This is a genomic window from Shimwellia pseudoproteus (genome assembly GCF_016415625.1).
Classification (GTDB): Bacteria; Pseudomonadota; Gammaproteobacteria; order Enterobacterales; family Enterobacteriaceae; genus Shimwellia; species Shimwellia pseudoproteus.
On record NZ_WBXP01000064.1, the window covers coordinates 1 to 15,360 of the forward strand.

Sequence of the window (15,360 nt, forward strand, 5' to 3'; positions counted from 1 at the left end):
ATGTGTTTGCGGGAAAAAAATCGGCCCAGATCCGCGAAATTTTAATCAGCGAGTCAGCTTGGGAAGAAATGACCTGCTTATTCGCACCTTCCCTAATATATTTACCAAAATGAATAATGCGGTAAATAGTGGCTTATAATGTGGCTGGAATAGCAATAATAATAAAGTTAGCCAGGGGAATACGTCAGTGTTATTAATGGATTACGGCGCGTCGCATATTGCCCCTGTTGTTTATACCCTGACAGGGGCCCGACTGGCACCCGCACACTCACTCACCGGAGTGGGGGACTTTCGTCAGCCCCGGCGCCTGCCACATTGAGGTGGTTAACCCGCTGTCCACCAGGCCAAGCTGCCCGGCATATACCGAGCGCCATTTCTCCATCATCCCCTGATACAGCTCGCGGTGGGCCGGGTTCGGGGTGAACTGGCGCTGCCAGCTCACCAGCGTTTCACCGGTGGTGGCCATAGTGTCGTAAAGCCCGGCCCCGGTGCCCGCCGCAATGGCGCAGCCCAGCGCTGTAGCCTCCCGCACGGCGGGGACATACACCGGTAGCCCGGTAACATCGCTGAGGATTTGGCTCCACAACGCGCCTTTTGCACCACCGCCCGCAAAGACCAGCCGATCAAAAACGACCCCGGAAAAGTGCGCTATCTGGGCGAGGTTACAGGCGGAGACAATGGCGGCGTTCTCTTCCAGCGCCCTGAACAGCGTCGCCTTATTGCATTTTTCGGGATCAATCGACAGGTTAATAAACGCCGGGGCGGCGTGGTACCAGTGCTTAAAATGCATGGCGTCAGAAAAGATAGGCATGACCCCGTGTGAACCTGCCGGTACCCGGCTGGCCATCTCTTCTAGTAGGGTATAGGTATCGGTACCCAGACGTTCGGCGATCAGCTTTTCTTCCGCACAGAAGGCATCCCGGAACCAGCGCATGGTTAGCCCGGTAAAAAAGCTGATCGATTCCGCCTGTACCATGCCGGGGATCACGTGGGGATTAACGCGAATGTTCATTTCCGGATCAGTGCGGACATGGGGCAAATTAACCACCTGTTGCCAGAATGTCCCGCCCAGCACCGCGGTTTGCCCCGGACGTACCACCCCCAGCCCCAGGCAGCCGAGCTGGACGTCCCCCCCGCCCATTACCACCGGTGTTCCGGCCCGTAGCCCGCACTGCTGTGCGGCGGCCGGGGTTATTGCCCCCAGTACCGTACCGGTCTCTTTTACCGGGGAGAGCAGGTCCGCCCGCAGCCCCGCCATATCCAGTAGGCCAGGGCGCCAGTCCCGGGTGAACAGATCTAACATGCCGGTGGTACCGGCATTGGAGGGGTCCACCGCCAGTTCGCCACACAGCTGTGCCGCCAGCCAGTCGCTTATCATGGTCATGGTGGCGGTGTTGCGGTAAATGTCCGGGCGATGATGGGCCAGCCACAGCAGGCGCGGCATGGCGCTGAGCGCCAGGGTCTGGCCAGAGACATTATACACTTCGGACTCAAAGCAATAATCATGCAGTTCTTTCAGCTCGGCCACTTCATGGCTGGCCCGGGCATCGACATTGGCACAGGCCCAGATGGCATCCCCGTTGCTATCATAAAGGACTATCCCTTCACGCATCGAGCAGCAGGCCACGGACTGGATATCCCCGCCGGAAAGGTGGGCGGTTGCCAGCGCCTGGCGGATACACTGGCAGGCCAGTCGCCAGTTAACGGCCAGATCAAACTCCATAGAGCCGGGCACGTTATCGACACTCAGATGTTTCCATTCCGCTTGTCCCACGGCAATCTGGTGGCCGGAAAGATCAAAGATAACGGCCCGAATACTGCCGGTGCCGGCATCCAACGCTAGCAGGTAACTCATGGTGTGCGCCTCGCGGTTATGCGCGGCGCCTGGCTGTCAGTGAGCCAGCTCCAGCACCGCGCGTGCTGTTGTCTCTTCCGTTACCAGGCCGTTAATATGCTGACCCACCAGGGCGGCATAAATCGCCTGGGCTTTCTCTGTACCACCGGCAACGCCAACCACCGCAGGCAATTGCACCAGCTCCTCCAGGGTGACCCCCAACAGCTCCTGATGGATAGCCAGCCCGTCTACCTGTTGGCCATCGGCCTGTAAAAAGTAACCGAGGATGTCACCCACCGCGCCTTTACGGGCATACATCAGTTGCTCCCCCTCGCTGATGTAGCCAGCCCGCAGAATGGTGGCGTCGCGGCGCTGATCAACGGCGCCAATCCCCACCACCGCCACGTCTGCCGCACTGGCGGCCATGATGACATCCTGGACGCTGGACTCCCGGCGCAAGATCTCGGCCACCTGGGGGGATGAAACCCGCAGCGGGGCCGGGATCATGCTTACCCGACAGGCGGCATCCAGCTGGCCAATGCCCGTCATATAGGGGCCAACGCCGCCAGACAGGGTCACCAGGCGCACCTGCTGGGCGCTGATAAAACCACTCAGATGCTGTAAGCAGCTCATGGTGGCCTCACCAAACCCCACCGCCAGGAGTTGCCCCGGTGCCAGCATGCCCATCAGTGACTGGGCAGCCCCAATACCGAGCCGTATGTTCATTGGCGGGCTATTCAGTGCCGGTAATACCCGGGCAATTTTTAATCCAAAACGCTGTTGCAGGGCGGTTTCCAGGGCCAGGCAGCCTTCATAGCGTGAGTTGATTTGCACCCGGATCACCCCGGACTGGCGGCCTTTCTCCAGCAGGCGGGAGATCTTCAGGCGCGGCAAGCCAAGCCGTTCGCCAATGTCGTTCTGGGTCAGGCCATCGTGGTAGTAACACCAGGCCACCCGGGCAACCAGTTCCTCTTCCGCCAGCGCCAGTCCGGCGTAGCGGCTTTCCTCAGTAAGGCGTTTTTCGCTCATAAAGTGAACTCTTATAAAAATCTAGATCATATGTTCTTAACCAGCGGGCCGGAAAATGTGAGGCCACTGGCAAAACCGATCATTAATGATCTGCAGGATTTATCCAAGGATATAAAACAAAAAACTGTGATCTCTGCACGCTTGTAAATATAGTTCGTCGTCTACGCTTTTGAACATTATTAAATTAAAAAATCATTTGTTCACACGCAATGTGCATAGATGAGGAAAGAGGTGCAGCGCGATGCAGCCACTGGTTGAAGCCCGGCAAATCCACAAACAGTTTTCAGGCGTCACGGTACTGAAGGGGATCCATTTCGCCCTGCTGCCAGGCCAGGTCCACGCCGTCATGGGCGGTAACGGGGCAGGGAAGTCGACACTGATGAAGATTATTGCCGGGGTGGAATCCCCGGACGCCGGTGAACTGCTGCTCAATGGCAAACGCTTTACGCGCCTGAACCCGGGCCAGGCGCACCGTGCCGGGGTGTATCTGGTGCCCCAGGAGCCGATGCTGTTTCCTAACCTGAGCGTGGAGGAAAATATTCTGTTTCGGCTCCCCCGCAAAGCGGATCCCGGCATGCGCTTGCGGCAAAAGCTACAACAGCTGAATTGCCCGCTTAACTTACAGGCCACGGCCAGTACCCTGGAGGTGGCCGATCAACAGATGGTCGAGATCCTGCGCGGGCTGATGCGTGACGCGCAGATCCTTATCCTCGATGAGCCAACCGCATCACTGACCCCCGCCGAAGCGCAGAGTCTGTTTCACCAGATTCGCGTGCTGCAGGATCTCGGGGTAGGGATCGTGTTTATCTCCCACAAATTGCCCGAGATCCGCCAGATAGCCAGCCATGTCTCGGTGATGCGCGATGGGGTGATGGCACTCAGTGGCGATATTGCGCAATACAGTGACGGCCAGCTGATTAACGCCATGACACCCAATCTGCGCGGCAATAGCCTGAGCGATAACCAAAAGCTATGGCTCGCTTTGCCCGGTAACCGGCGTACCCAGCCCCAGGACTTTCCGGTGTTACGGGGTGAGGATCTGACTGGAGAGGGTTTTACAGATCTGAATCTGGCGATTTACGCCGGTGAGATAGTCGGCCTGGCGGGCCTGGTGGGATCCGGGCGTACCGAACTGGCCGAAACACTCTATGGCCTGCGCCCGCTGCGATCGGGGCGGATCTGGCTGGAGAATCAGGATATTAGCCATCAGCATACCCGGCAGCGGCTGGCCCGCGGGTTGGTCTATTTACCGGAGGACCGGCAAGTGTCCGGCCTGTTCCCGGATGCCTCCATACGCGGGAATACCGTGCTGTTTAACCAGCCGTCTATCTGGCAACAGGGCCGCCGGGAAGCGGCAGTGGTGGAGCGCTACCACCGGGCGCTGGGGATCAAATTGCAGGATGCAGAGCAACCGGTGCGGACATTATCAGGCGGTAACCAGCAAAAAGTCCTGCTGGCCCGCTGCCTGGAGGCCAACCCGCTATTACTGATTGTCGACGAGCCGACCCGCGGGGTCGACGTTGCCGCCCGGGCTGATATCTACCAGTTACTGAAAAGTGTCGCGGCCCAAAATGTGGCGGTTCTGATGATCTCCTCGGATCTGGATGAGTTTATCGGGCTGGCCGATCGGGTGGTGGTGATGCATCAGGGCAGGCAAAACGGGGAATTGTCCCGGCAGGCCATTTCGGTGGATCGCATGATGGCCATGGCATTTGGGGAGGCGTTATGACGCTGTTACTTAAAAACCGCGAGATCAGTGCATTATTCGCCATTATTGCGCTATTTGGCCTACTTATTGCCCTCGACTCGGATAATTTCAGCCTGCAAACCCTGGGGATGATTTTTGCCAGCGCACAAATACTGTGCCTGCTGGCGATGGGGGCCGCCCTGGTGATGTTCACCCGCAATATTGATGTTTCGGTGGGGTCGATTGTTGGCCTGTGCGCGATAACCGTTGGGGCCGTGCTTAATCAGGGGGGCGGGTTGAGTGTGGCGGTTGCCTGCGCGCTTGGCGTTGGCTTACTGGCCGGAACGTTTAATGGCTTGCTGGTGGTTGGCCTGCGCATCCCGGCAATTGTCGCCACCCTGGGCACCCTGGGGTTATACCGCGGAATAATGTTGCTATGGACTGGCGGTAAGTGGATTGAAGGGTTACCTGACAGCCTCAAATCACTGGCTGCACCGCTGGCACTGGGGATTTCCCCCCTTGGCTGGCTGGTGATGGTGATACTGCTCGCCGGGGCCTGGCTGTTGGCGCGCACCGCACCGGGCCGGGATTTCTATGCCACCGGCGACAATGTGGCAGCGGCCCGTCAGTTGGGGGTGGCGGTTAACCGCACGCGGATTCTGGCTTTTGCGCTGAACGGGATGCTGGCAGGCTGCGGCGGGATTATTTTTGCGGCCCAGATAGGCTTTATCCCGAACCAGACCGGCAGCGGGCTGGAGATGAAAGCCATTGCCGCCTGCGTACTGGGGGGCATCTCCCTGCTGGGGGGAACCGGCACGCTGGTGGGGGCGTTCCTTGGGGCATTTTTCCTCACCCAGATTGACACGGTACTGGTGCTCTTGCGGCTGCCGGCCTGGTGGAATGACTTTATCGCCGGGCTGGTATTGCTGGGGGTGCTGGTGCTGGATGGCCGGTTGCGCCAGGCGCTGGCGCGCCACCAGCGGCAGCTGAAATACAGCCGCTTCCAGCCGGGCAATCCGCCTGCCAGCCAGCACAATACACCGCCCCCGGCGGCAAAAAACAAAGAGGTGGCATAAATGAAAATGCACTGGGAAAGCGTGCTGCTTGTGCTGCTGGTGGCCGAAATTGCGCTATTTGGCGTGATTAACCCACGGATGCTGGACATCAATGTGCTGCTGTTCAGTACCACGGACTTTATCTGTATCGGTATTGTCGCCTTGCCCCTGACCCTGGTGATCATTAGCGGCGGTATTGATATCTCCCCGGGGGCCACGGTGGGCCTGTGTGCGATTGCGCTGGGCGTGATGGTGCAAAGCGGCTGGCCGATGGGGGTGGCACTGGTGCTGACCCTGGCGCTGGGCCTGCTGTGTGGCCTGGTGAATGCCGCGCTGATCCACTACACCGGCATTAGCCCGCTGGTGATTACCCTCGGGACCCTCTACCTCTACGGCGGGGCGGCACTGTTGCTGTCCGGTATGGCGGGGGCCACCGGTTATGAGGGGATAAGCGGCTTTCCCGACAGCTTTACCGCATTGAGTAGCCAGACGTTGCTGGGCCTCCCGGTGGCGCTGGTGCTGTTTTTGTTGTTGAGCGGCTTTTTCTGGCTGCTGGTCCACCGTAGCCGGTTTGGGCGCCATCTGTTTCTTGTGGGGCAAAACCCCCGGGCGGCGCGTTATGCGGCGTTGCCAGTCAATGGCATCGCTTATGGGCTGTATGGGCTGGTGGGGATAGCCTCGGCCATTGCGGCGGTGGTGATGGTCTCGTATTACGGCTCTGCCCGCTCAGATTTAGGGCGTGACCTGCTGATGCCTGCGCTGACCGCGGCGGTACTCGGCGGGGCGAGTATTTATGGCGGGTCAGGATCGGTTATCGGCACGGCTGTGGCGGCGCTGCTGGTGGGGTACTTACAGCAGGGGTTGCAGATGGCGGGGGTAGCGAACCAGGTTTCGGGCGCCTTATCAGGGGCGCTACTGGTTGTGGTGGTTATGGGGCGCTCGGTTAGCCTGCACCGTGATGCGGTGCGTATGGCCTGGCGGCGCTTTTTCTCATGGAAAATACGCGGAGCATAAGATGACGGTGAAACGCATGGCGCAGTGGAGCACGCTGGCTCTGGCACTCAGCACGCTAACGGCACAGGCAACGGATCGCATTGCTTTTATTCCCAAGCTGGTTGGGGTCGGCTTTTTTACCAGCGGCGGTAACGGCGCCAAAGAGGCCGGTAAGCAACTGGGGGCCGATGTGACCTATGACGGCCCTACCGAGCCGAGTGTTGCCGGGCAGGTCCAGCTGATTAATAACTTTGTCAATCAGGGCTATAACGCGATTATCGTCTCTGCGGTTTCGCCAGACGGTCTGTGCCCGGCGCTGAAACGCGCTATGCAGCGCGGCGTCAAGGTGCTGACCTGGGACTCTGATACCCGCCCCGAGTGCCGCAGCATTTATATCAACCAGGGGACACCGCAGCAGCTGGGCGGGTTACTGGTGGAGATGGCCGCTAAACAGGTCACAAAGCCCGACGCCCGGGTGGCGTTTTTCTACTCCAGCCCCACCGTTACCGATCAGAACCAGTGGGTGAAAGCGGCGAAAGCGCAGATCGCCAAGGCGCATCCTCAGTGGCAGATCGTCGCCACGCAATTTGGCTATAACGACGCCACCAAATCCCTGCAAACCGCCGAGGGGATCCTCAAAGCGAACCCGGATCTTGATGCGATTATTGCCCCGGATGCCAATGCGTTACCGGCAGCGGCCCAGGCGGCAGAGAATCTCAAGCGTACCGGGGTGGCGATTGTCGGGTTCAGCACCCCGAATGTGATGCGCCCGTATGTTGAGCGCGGCACGGTAAAAGCGTTCGGCCTGTGGGACGTGATGGATCAGGGGCGGATTGCTGTCAGTGTGGCGGATCACTTATTGAAGCAGGGCTATCTCAGCCCCGGTGACAGTGTGGAGGTAAAAGGCATCGGCGTGCTGAAGGTCCAGCCCAACAGCGTGCAGGGCTACCAGTACGAAGCAAAAGGCAACGGGATTGTCTTGCTGCCGGCGCGGGTAGTGTTCACCAAAGACAATATTAATCACTACGACTTTTGACGGAGGGCAGGATGGCTGACCTAGACGATATTAAAGACGGCAAGGATTTTGGCCTCGACCGGCCGCAGCAGAATGCGGCCTATTCGCTGAAGGGCTGCGGTGCGCTGGACTGGGGGATGCAGTCCCGGCTGGCGAGGATTTTTAACCCCCGGACTAACCGCACCGTTATGCTGGCCTTTGATCACGGTTATTTCCAGGGGCCAACCACTGGGCTTGAGCGTATTGATCTGAGTATCGCGCCGTTATTCGATGAAACCGACGTGCTGATGTGTACCCGGGGGATCCTGCGCAGCACGGTGCCCGCGGCAACCAATAAACCCATAGTGCTGCGGGCCTCCGGCGGTAATTCCATCCTCAGCGAGCTGTCGAATGAGTGCGTGGCCGTTGCCACAGAAGATGCACTGCGCCTGAATGTGAGCGCGGTCGCCGCCCAGATTTATATCGGCAGTGAGTATGAGCACCAGTCCATCCGCAATATTATCCAGCTGGCCGATAGCGGCAATCGCTACGGTATACCGGTGATGGCGGTTACCGGGGTGGGCAAAGAGATGGCCCGGGATGCGCGCTATTTTTCCCTGGCCTGCCGTATCGCTGCTGAAATGGGGGCGCAGTTTGTCAAGACGTACTATGTCGATGACGGCTTTGAAAAAGTGACCGCCAGTTGCCCGGTGCCGATTGTGATTGCCGGTGGGAAAAAGCTGCCTGAGGACGCGGCGCTGGAAATGTGCTGGCGGGCTATTGATCAGGGGGCATCCGGTGTTGATATGGGGCGGAATATATTCCAGTCCAGCGCACCGCTTGCCATGCTGCAGGCGGTGAAAAAGGTGGTGCATGAGGGGGTCTCCGCCCGGGAGGCGTACCAATACTGGCTGGAGATGGGCCAGGAGGACAGATCATGAATGTGACGCTGGTTGAAATTAATATCAAACCGGAGCGGGTAGACGAGTTCCTGGCTGTCTTCCGTGCCAACCACCAGGGGGCCCTGGCGGAGCCGGGAAATTTACGCTTCGACGTATTACAGGACCCTGAGATTAATACGCGTTTCTTTATTTATGAAGCCTACCGGGATGACGCTGCGGTACTGGCCCATAAAAAAACACCACATTATTTAGCGTGTGTTGAACAACTGGAGGCGCTGATGTCGGAGCCACGTAAAAAACGAACTTTTGTCGGGTTATTACCGGAAATATAACAGTATTTTTATTGCTCTATTTACGGGGGCCAGATCCCGGTATGGCTCCCGTTTCCCTCTCTGAACTGCCCTCTGATAATCTGCCTCAGACAATATATTTCACCCTACAGAATGTACCGTTACTTGCTTCACTGAACCCATTGGCTCTTGCTGTCATTATGGGGATTTCATAGAAATATTTATAATAATAAGTGAGTTATTTGAAAAGTATTATTTATATTGTGGATGTTAATATTATGGCAATGATGGATATAAAATCCCTGGCTATCAGGGGTATTTTTTTGATTTTCGCGGTGATCATTTTTATTGCCGCTAACCGGGGTGGTATGGCAAGGGCCTCCGCCAGAAGCATCGCAGTGTCGTGGCCATAACACACTGTGTGTTCATAATAATGTAATATTTATATCTTATCTTTTGTTACTTATTGGTTATTTATTCTGTGTTAATATTGTTAATTTGTTACGTTATAACATATTTTATGGTTTGTGGCTGTTTCCTTGATCTCTGGCTACCAGGGGTGCTAAGGTTTTATTATGTTATTAATAGAATAAATAACCCCTCTTTTGTACGGATATATATGCGGGCACAGGGACTGTCACTCCAGTTGTTAGCGCATGCCGTGAATATTATGTAGTGGCTTATCTTTCGACATGGCCTGCTGTTATTAATAGTTAAATGCAAATAATGAAAATTTGTTTTTCTCAGGTTTTCACAACGTGATTGTGAAAATGCGATCGCTCATACTCTGTGAAATTGTATAAACTATGCCAGCTAATAACCGTATTACAGACTTTATTCGTGGCCGTTCCCGTGTTATCGGGGCGATAGCGATATTCTCATCAGTGATTAATATTCTGGTGCTAGCGCCTTCACTCTATATGTTACAGGTATATGATCGGGCGCTGCCGGCCGGAAATACCACGACGTTATTAATGTTAACCCTGCTGGTTTTAGCCATGTTTATCTTTATGGCGCTGCTGGATTATGCCCGCAGCATGATAATCATTCGTATTGGCAACCAGTTTGATAATTTGCTATCCCCCGCGATTTACTCGGCGGCCTGCGAAAGCAACCTCAAAAATGGCACGGTTAATGCCGGACAGGCCATCAACGATCTCACTACGCTGCGGCAGTTTGTTACCGGGCCAGCGCTATTTGCCGCCTTTGATGCCCTCTGGTTGCCGCTCTATGTGGCGGTGATTTTTTTACTCAATATTTGGCTGGGGGTGTTTTCCCTTGGGGCGATGGCTTTCCTGGTTGCCCTGGCCATCGCCAATGAAAAGCTGACCCGCCAATTGCTGAATGAAGGCGGGAGCCTGGCGCTGCGTTCTGCCCAGCAGGCGCACAGTACATTACAGCAAGCGGAAGTGGTCCAGGCACTGGGGATGCTGGCCAATGTCAGGGCGCGCTGGGCGGGGTTGCATCAGCAATTTTTGCAGCGCCAGAGCGCCGCCAGCGAACGGGCGGCACTGATGGCATCGGCCACTAAATCCGGGCGGATGGCGCTCCAGTCTCTGGTGTTGGGGTTAGGGTGCTGGCTGGCGATCCGCGGGGATATTACCCCCGGGGTGATGATCGCGGGCTCGATTTTACTTGGCCGGGTGCTGTCACCGGTGGAGCAATTGATCGGTGTCTCCCGCAGTTATCGGGGGGCCAGCCAGGCATGGGAGCGGGTGAACCGGTTACTGGCCACGCATCCACCGGCCCCGGAAGGGGTGGTGTTGCCCGCCGCCAGTGGGGTATTAACGGTCGAAAATCTGACCCTGAGCCCGCCGGGTACGGTGAATAACCCGGTGCTGCACAATGTCTGTTTCCGGGTTCTGCCGGGGGATGTGCTCGGCATTATGGGGGCCAGTGCGTCGGGGAAATCTTGCCTGGCCAGGGCCTTGTGTGGGATTTGGCCCGCCAGCGAAGGGGTCGTGCGGCTCGATGGTGCAGACATTTATGCCTGGCAGCAGCAGGCTTCCGGCCCCGCCATTGGCTATTTGCCCCAGGATAGCGCGCTGTTTCCCGGCACCGTCGCGGAGAATATTGCCCGCTTCGGGGTGATTGACTCGCCAAACGTGGTGGCCGCGGCGGAAATGGCCGGGGTCCACGAGATTATCCTGCGTCTGCCGCAGGGGTATGACACTTTGATAGGTGAGCGGGGGGCGATGCTCTCTGGCGGCCAGCGGCAGCGTATCGGGCTGGCCCGGGCCTTGTATAACGATCCCGCACTGCTGGTGCTGGATGAGCCGAATGCCAGCCTGGATGAGGCCGGTGAGCAGGCGCTACAGCAAGCCGTGCAGCGCCTGCGGCAGCGAAACAAGAGCGTAGTGATTATCTCTCACCGTCCGGGGGTACTGCCGCTGACCACTCATTTGCTGGTGCTTGATGCCGGAAAGGTGCGGCTTTTTGGCCCCACCCGGGAGGTATTACAGCAGGTTTCACGCCAGAAAACCCCGCCCGCCGCCGGAAGTTCACTGCGGATGACCCGTACGGAAGGAGCAGCCCGTGTCTGAGAACCTGACAACAGAATATGCTGCGGTTAACGAGCGGTACTTTGTCCGCTTTGGCTGGCTGATTTTACTGGGGGGGATGGGGTCGTTTTTGTTGTGGGCGACACTGGCCCCGCTGGATAAGGGCGTTGCCTCCCCCGGTACCGTGATGGTGGATGGCTACCGCAAAGTGATCCAGTCCCCGGTTAGCGGTGTGGTCACACAGATCCTGGTCAAAGACGGCCAGCAGGTGCGTAAAGGCGATCAGCTGGTATTGCTCAGCCAGAAGCAGGCCCAGGCCCAGCAGGTTGCGGCCCGCCAGCGCTATATTACGGCACTGGTCACCGCCCGGCGTTTAGACGTGGAGCTGCAAGGGGGAAGCCGTATTGGCCAGCCGGTATTGGGCGAGGATGAGATTGCACCGGCGGCCTTACACCAGATTATCCGGCAGCAAAATCAACTGATGCAGGCGCGGCAAACCGCCCTCAAAAACGCCCAGCAGGGGGATGAACAGGCTATTGCCGGGCTTAGCCGCCAGCGTGACGCCTTGATTCAGGCCAGCCGTAGGAAACAGACCGGTCTGGCACTACTTAACCGCCAGTTGCAGGATTTGAAACCGTTAACGGCGGAGGGCTATTACCCGCGTAATCGCTATCTGGAGACTCAGCGCCAGTCCACTGGCCTGGCGGGGGAGATCAGCGAAACCGAAAGTAATATTGTCCAGTTGACCAACCAGATTGCCCAAAAGCAGCGGGATATCCGCCAGCGGGTGGCGGATAACCAAAAAGAGATTGAAAGCCAGCTGGAAGATATTCGTCTGCAAATCAGCGAGAGCAAAAAGCAGCTGATCCTGTCTGATGTGGATCTGGCCCGTACCCAGATAACCGCCCCGCAGGATGGGGTTATCATGAATCTGACCCTTGCCAATACCGGGGCGGTGGTCAACCCCGGGGAGCAATTGATGGAGCTGGTACCGCAAAAGAGCACCCTGATTGTGGAGGCACGCCTCGATGTGGCGATGATAGACCGGGTGCACAACGGGCTGCCCGTTACCCTGTTGTTTTCGGCGTTTAATCACCAGCGAACCCCACGGGTGCCGGGGTCTGTCACCCTGGTTTCTGCCGATCGCCAGACGGACCCGGTAAGCCATCAACCCTATTACAAAATCCAGGCAGCGGTATCCCCGGAGGGCATGAAAATGCTGAAAGGGGAGGTTATCAGGCCCGGTATGCCGGTTGAGGTATTTATCAAAACCGGGGAGCGCTCACTGCTGAATTACCTGATGAAACCCATCGCCGACCGCGCATTTGAGTCGTTTATCGAGGAATAGCCATGTCGCCAACGACAATTGTCAGCCTGTTACTCGCCGTGGTTTTCTGGTCGCCATTACCGGCCGCCGGGATAACCCTGACCCAGGCCTGGTTTATGGCCCTGGATAACGATCCTGATTATCTGGCGGCGGTGCAGGATAAGCTGGCCGGAGAGGAATATATCTCTATTGGGCGGGCGGGGTTATTGCCAACAGTGAGCCTCAGCTATCAGCGGGCCCCGCGCAACTGGCAAAAACAGCAATATCGCCAGACCAATCTCCAGGGCCAGCATACAGATGTGGTACAGCACCAGCAGTACCAAAGCTATTCCGGTTCCGTGACCCTGGTGCAGCCGCTGTTTGACTATGAAGCATACTCCCGTTACCGGATGGGGATTATGCGCAAGTTGCAGTCAGATGAACGCTACCGGGGGGAGCTGGTGGCGCTGCAAACCCGGCTGGTGGATGCCTGGCTGGCGCTGGCGGAAGCCCAGCAGCGGCGCCAGCTTTCGGTGATGCACCGCCAGGCGCTGGAGGAGCAACAGCGGCTCATCCGGCGGCAATATAGCGCCGGGGAGGGGACGGTTACCGACACGGCAGAAACGGATGCCGCGCTCAGTCTTGCTGTTGCCGATGAGAGCGATGCCCAGGACACCCTGGAGACCGCCCGGGATACCCTGGCGGCGATTATTGGCGCCGATCTGCCCGGGGAGCATCCGCTGCCGCTGCTGGTGGATAAACCGCTGCGTCTGCCGCTGGCCTCAACCCAATATCGTTACTGGGAGCAGCGCGCCTTTGCCCACAACCCGGATATCCTTGCCTCTGGCCATGATGTGGAGGCGCGGCGCTATGAGATTGAAAGCAATCGCGCCGGACATCTCCCCCAGGTACAGCTGTATGCGATGCATTCGCAAAATGACTCCGGTAATGACAACACGGTTCATCAGAAATACCGCACCGACAGCATTGGGCTGCGGGTCAGTATGGATATTTTTTCGGGCGGCCGGGTTTCTGCCTCAACCCGGCAGGCGGCGGCCCGCTATGAACAGGCACAGCATCTGCATGATGCCCAGAGCCTGAAGACCATTAATGCGATAAAAAAATCACTCAATAAATGCCTGCATGGCCCCACCCGAATAGCGGCCTACCGTGCGGCAGTCGTTTCGGCCAGCAAACAAGTAGAGGCGACCAGAAAAAGTATTCTGGTTGGCCAGCGAATGAATATCGACTTATTAACTGCAGAACAAACCTTGTACAAAGCCAGAGTTGAGCTTTCCGCTGAAAAACATGCCGTTATCAAAGCATGGTTCGGATTGCTCGCACAAACCGGTGAAGTCACCAGCGACAATATTATGTTACTGGACAAGCACTTTGCCGATTAAATGTAATGTAACAGGAGAATGTTATTATGCCGGTATTTGATTACCTGGGTGGCAATGACACCCAATTGATTAAAGATGCCCTGACACTGGCGAAAGTTTATTGGGGAGGTAATACCGACCAGAACTACCAGTATTCCGCAACGGATGGCTGGAAAATTCTCGATAAAAATATCCTTAATTATGATGGTAAGGTGAACCTGCACGGTGCATTTTATGGGGAGAAAGCATTATTTCGCAGTGCGGAAGCGAACGTGATGGGGAAATATGACGCCGAGGGGCATTTGGTTAACATCGGCATCAATTTTTGGGGGACAGGTGCTGATGCCAGTGCCTCCAGTCTGGAGCAAAAATTAAACTCCTGGATGGACATCGGCCATGATCTCGCCTCGGCAATTCCGTTTGCCAATGTTGCGGTAAATTATGTGATGAATGCCTATAGCCACCTGATGTCATCGGTAGCTGACTTTGCCCGGGAAAATGGTTTAACCGGCAATGATATCATTGTTAGTGGCCATAGCCTGGGGGGCCTGGCGGTAAACAGTATGGCAACCTTGTCTGCCGAGGGGGCCTGGGATGGGTTCTTTACTGATTCAAAATACATTGCTTTCGCCTCGCCTATTCAAAATCAGTTAAACGATAATGTCCTGAATATTGGTTATGAAAATGACCCGGTATTCCGCGCACTTAACGGTGATGCATTCACCTCAGAGACGCTATTCCGCCATGATACACCGCGCGAGACGGCGACAAATAATATTGTCAATTTTAATGACTACCATGGGGGCATGAGTGCTGCCGGTATTCTGAACCCGATGTCTATCGTCTATTTACCTTCCTGGCTGGCCCATGTCGGGAGTGAGTATGCGGACGGTGTATCGCGGATCATGAACGCGGATATTTATGATTTAACCCATCAGGACTCAACGATTATCGTCTCTAACTTGTCAGAGCCGAACAGAAGCAAAGTATGGGTTGAGGATTTGAATCAATCTAACCCGCATACCGGGTCGACATTTATTGTGGGTACCGAAACCAATGATTTGTTGAAAGGTGGCTCAGGTAACGACTATTTGTACGGTGGCGGTGGGGATGATAGCTTCAAAGATCACAGCGGCTATAATGTTATCTATGGCGGTGAAGGGGAAAATACCTATATCACGGAAAGTAAAATTTCCGACTTCTCTTTCAGTCATGATTTGTTCGGGAATTTGTACTTTAAATATTCTACCGGAGATATTACCAAGGCAGAGAATATTTCTTATGTCAATGGGCTTTGTTGAATAAATCAGATTTCGGGTAAGTCTCCCCCGTAGCGGGTTGTGTTTTCAGGCAATACGCACACTTTCAGGCATACCTGCTTTCGTCA

Annotated in this window: 12 protein-coding genes; 10 read left to right on the forward strand and 2 right to left on the reverse strand. The window is 56.3% G+C overall.

Annotated features, from left to right (window positions below; translation table 11 throughout):
• Positions 1-268: 268 nt before the first annotated feature.
• Positions 269-1,855, reverse strand: coding sequence for an autoinducer-2 kinase (lsrK, locus tag F9C28_RS18330; RefSeq protein ID WP_199016705.1), 1,587 nt, complete (start codon positions 1,853-1,855; stop codon positions 269-271).
• 36 nt (positions 1,856-1,891) lie between these two features.
• Positions 1,892-2,863 (reverse strand): transcriptional regulator LsrR, encoded by a 972-nt coding sequence (lsrR, locus tag F9C28_RS18335; RefSeq protein WP_199016706.1) that lies wholly within the window; start codon positions 2,861-2,863, stop codon positions 1,892-1,894.
• Positions 2,864-3,104: 241 nt separating this feature from the next.
• On the opposite strand from lsrR, the gene lsrA reads away from it, so the two are divergent.
• The 10 genes from lsrA to F9C28_RS18385 all read left to right on the forward strand — a co-directional run bounded on the left by lsrA (position 3,105) and on the right by F9C28_RS18385 (position 15,274).
• The gene (lsrA, locus tag F9C28_RS18340; protein ID WP_199016707.1) at positions 3,105-4,592 is read left to right on the forward strand and encodes an autoinducer 2 ABC transporter ATP-binding protein LsrA; all 1,488 of its coding nucleotides are present in this window, start codon (positions 3,105-3,107) and stop codon (positions 4,590-4,592) included.
• Positions 4,589-5,626 carry an autoinducer 2 ABC transporter permease LsrC gene (gene lsrC / locus F9C28_RS18345; RefSeq protein ID WP_199016708.1) on the forward strand — a complete coding sequence of 346 codons (1,038 nt, stop codon included), beginning with the start codon at positions 4,589-4,591 and terminating at the stop codon, positions 5,624-5,626. Before lsrA ends, lsrC begins: the two co-directional genes overlap by 4 nt.
• Positions 5,627-6,619 carry an autoinducer 2 ABC transporter permease LsrD gene (gene lsrD, locus F9C28_RS18350; RefSeq protein WP_199016709.1) on the forward strand — a complete coding sequence of 331 codons (993 nt, stop codon included), beginning with the start codon at positions 5,627-5,629 and terminating at the stop codon, positions 6,617-6,619.
• A 16-nt stretch (positions 6,620-6,635) separates the two neighbouring features.
• The gene (lsrB, locus tag F9C28_RS18355; RefSeq protein ID WP_233149162.1) at positions 6,636-7,634 is read left to right on the forward strand and encodes an autoinducer 2 ABC transporter substrate-binding protein LsrB; all 999 of its coding nucleotides are present in this window, start codon (positions 6,636-6,638) and stop codon (positions 7,632-7,634) included.
• Positions 7,635-7,645: 11 nt separating this feature from the next.
• Positions 7,646-8,533, forward strand: a complete 888-nt coding sequence (lsrF, locus tag F9C28_RS18360; RefSeq protein ID WP_199016711.1) for a 3-hydroxy-5-phosphonooxypentane-2,4-dione thiolase — start codon at positions 7,646-7,648, stop codon at positions 8,531-8,533.
• Positions 8,530-8,826, forward strand: a complete 297-nt coding sequence (gene lsrG, locus F9C28_RS18365) for a (4S)-4-hydroxy-5-phosphonooxypentane-2,3-dione isomerase (protein ID WP_199016712.1) — start codon at positions 8,530-8,532, stop codon at positions 8,824-8,826. The genes lsrF and lsrG overlap by 4 nt, the downstream gene beginning before the upstream one ends.
• 764 nt (positions 8,827-9,590) lie before the next feature.
• A complete protein-coding gene (locus tag F9C28_RS18370) occupies positions 9,591-11,327 on the forward strand; it encodes a type I secretion system permease/ATPase (RefSeq protein ID WP_199016713.1) in 1,737 nt (578 codons plus the stop codon).
• Positions 11,320-12,633, forward strand: coding sequence for an HlyD family type I secretion periplasmic adaptor subunit (locus F9C28_RS18375; protein WP_332909427.1), 1,314 nt, complete (start codon positions 11,320-11,322; stop codon positions 12,631-12,633). Before F9C28_RS18370 ends, F9C28_RS18375 begins: the two co-directional genes overlap by 8 nt.
• 2 nt (positions 12,634-12,635) lie before the next feature.
• Positions 12,636-13,994, forward strand: coding sequence for a TolC family outer membrane protein (locus tag F9C28_RS18380; RefSeq protein ID WP_199016714.1), 1,359 nt, complete (start codon positions 12,636-12,638; stop codon positions 13,992-13,994).
• A 26-nt stretch (positions 13,995-14,020) separates the two neighbouring features.
• Complete coding sequence (locus F9C28_RS18385; RefSeq protein WP_199016715.1) at positions 14,021-15,274, forward strand: alpha/beta hydrolase family protein; 1,254 nt, start codon at positions 14,021-14,023, stop codon at positions 15,272-15,274.
• The last annotated feature ends 86 nt before the right edge of the window (positions 15,275-15,360 follow it).

Excerpts from the sequence above, each read along its gene's own strand:
- lsrK (WP_199016705.1), bottom strand. The coding sequence starts at position 1,855 with ATGAGTTACCTGCTAGCGTTGGATGCCGGCACCGGCAGTATTCGGGCC.
- lsrR (WP_199016706.1), bottom strand. The coding sequence starts at position 2,863 with ATGAGCGAAAAACGCCTTACTGAGGAAAGCCGCTACGCCGGACTGGCG.
- lsrA (WP_199016707.1), top strand. The coding sequence starts at position 3,105 with ATGCAGCCACTGGTTGAAGCCCGGCAAATCCACAAACAGTTTTCAGGC.
- lsrC (WP_199016708.1), top strand. The coding sequence starts at position 4,589 with ATGACGCTGTTACTTAAAAACCGCGAGATCAGTGCATTATTCGCCATT.
- lsrD (WP_199016709.1), top strand. The coding sequence starts at position 5,627 with ATGAAAATGCACTGGGAAAGCGTGCTGCTTGTGCTGCTGGTGGCCGAA.
- lsrB (WP_233149162.1), top strand. The coding sequence starts at position 6,636 with ATGGCGCAGTGGAGCACGCTGGCTCTGGCACTCAGCACGCTAACGGCA.
- lsrF (WP_199016711.1), top strand. The coding sequence starts at position 7,646 with ATGGCTGACCTAGACGATATTAAAGACGGCAAGGATTTTGGCCTCGAC.
- lsrG (WP_199016712.1), top strand. The coding sequence starts at position 8,530 with ATGAATGTGACGCTGGTTGAAATTAATATCAAACCGGAGCGGGTAGAC.
- F9C28_RS18370 (WP_199016713.1), top strand. The coding sequence starts at position 9,591 with ATGCCAGCTAATAACCGTATTACAGACTTTATTCGTGGCCGTTCCCGT.
- F9C28_RS18380 (WP_199016714.1), top strand. The coding sequence starts at position 12,636 with ATGTCGCCAACGACAATTGTCAGCCTGTTACTCGCCGTGGTTTTCTGG.
- F9C28_RS18385 (WP_199016715.1), top strand. The coding sequence starts at position 14,021 with ATGCCGGTATTTGATTACCTGGGTGGCAATGACACCCAATTGATTAAA.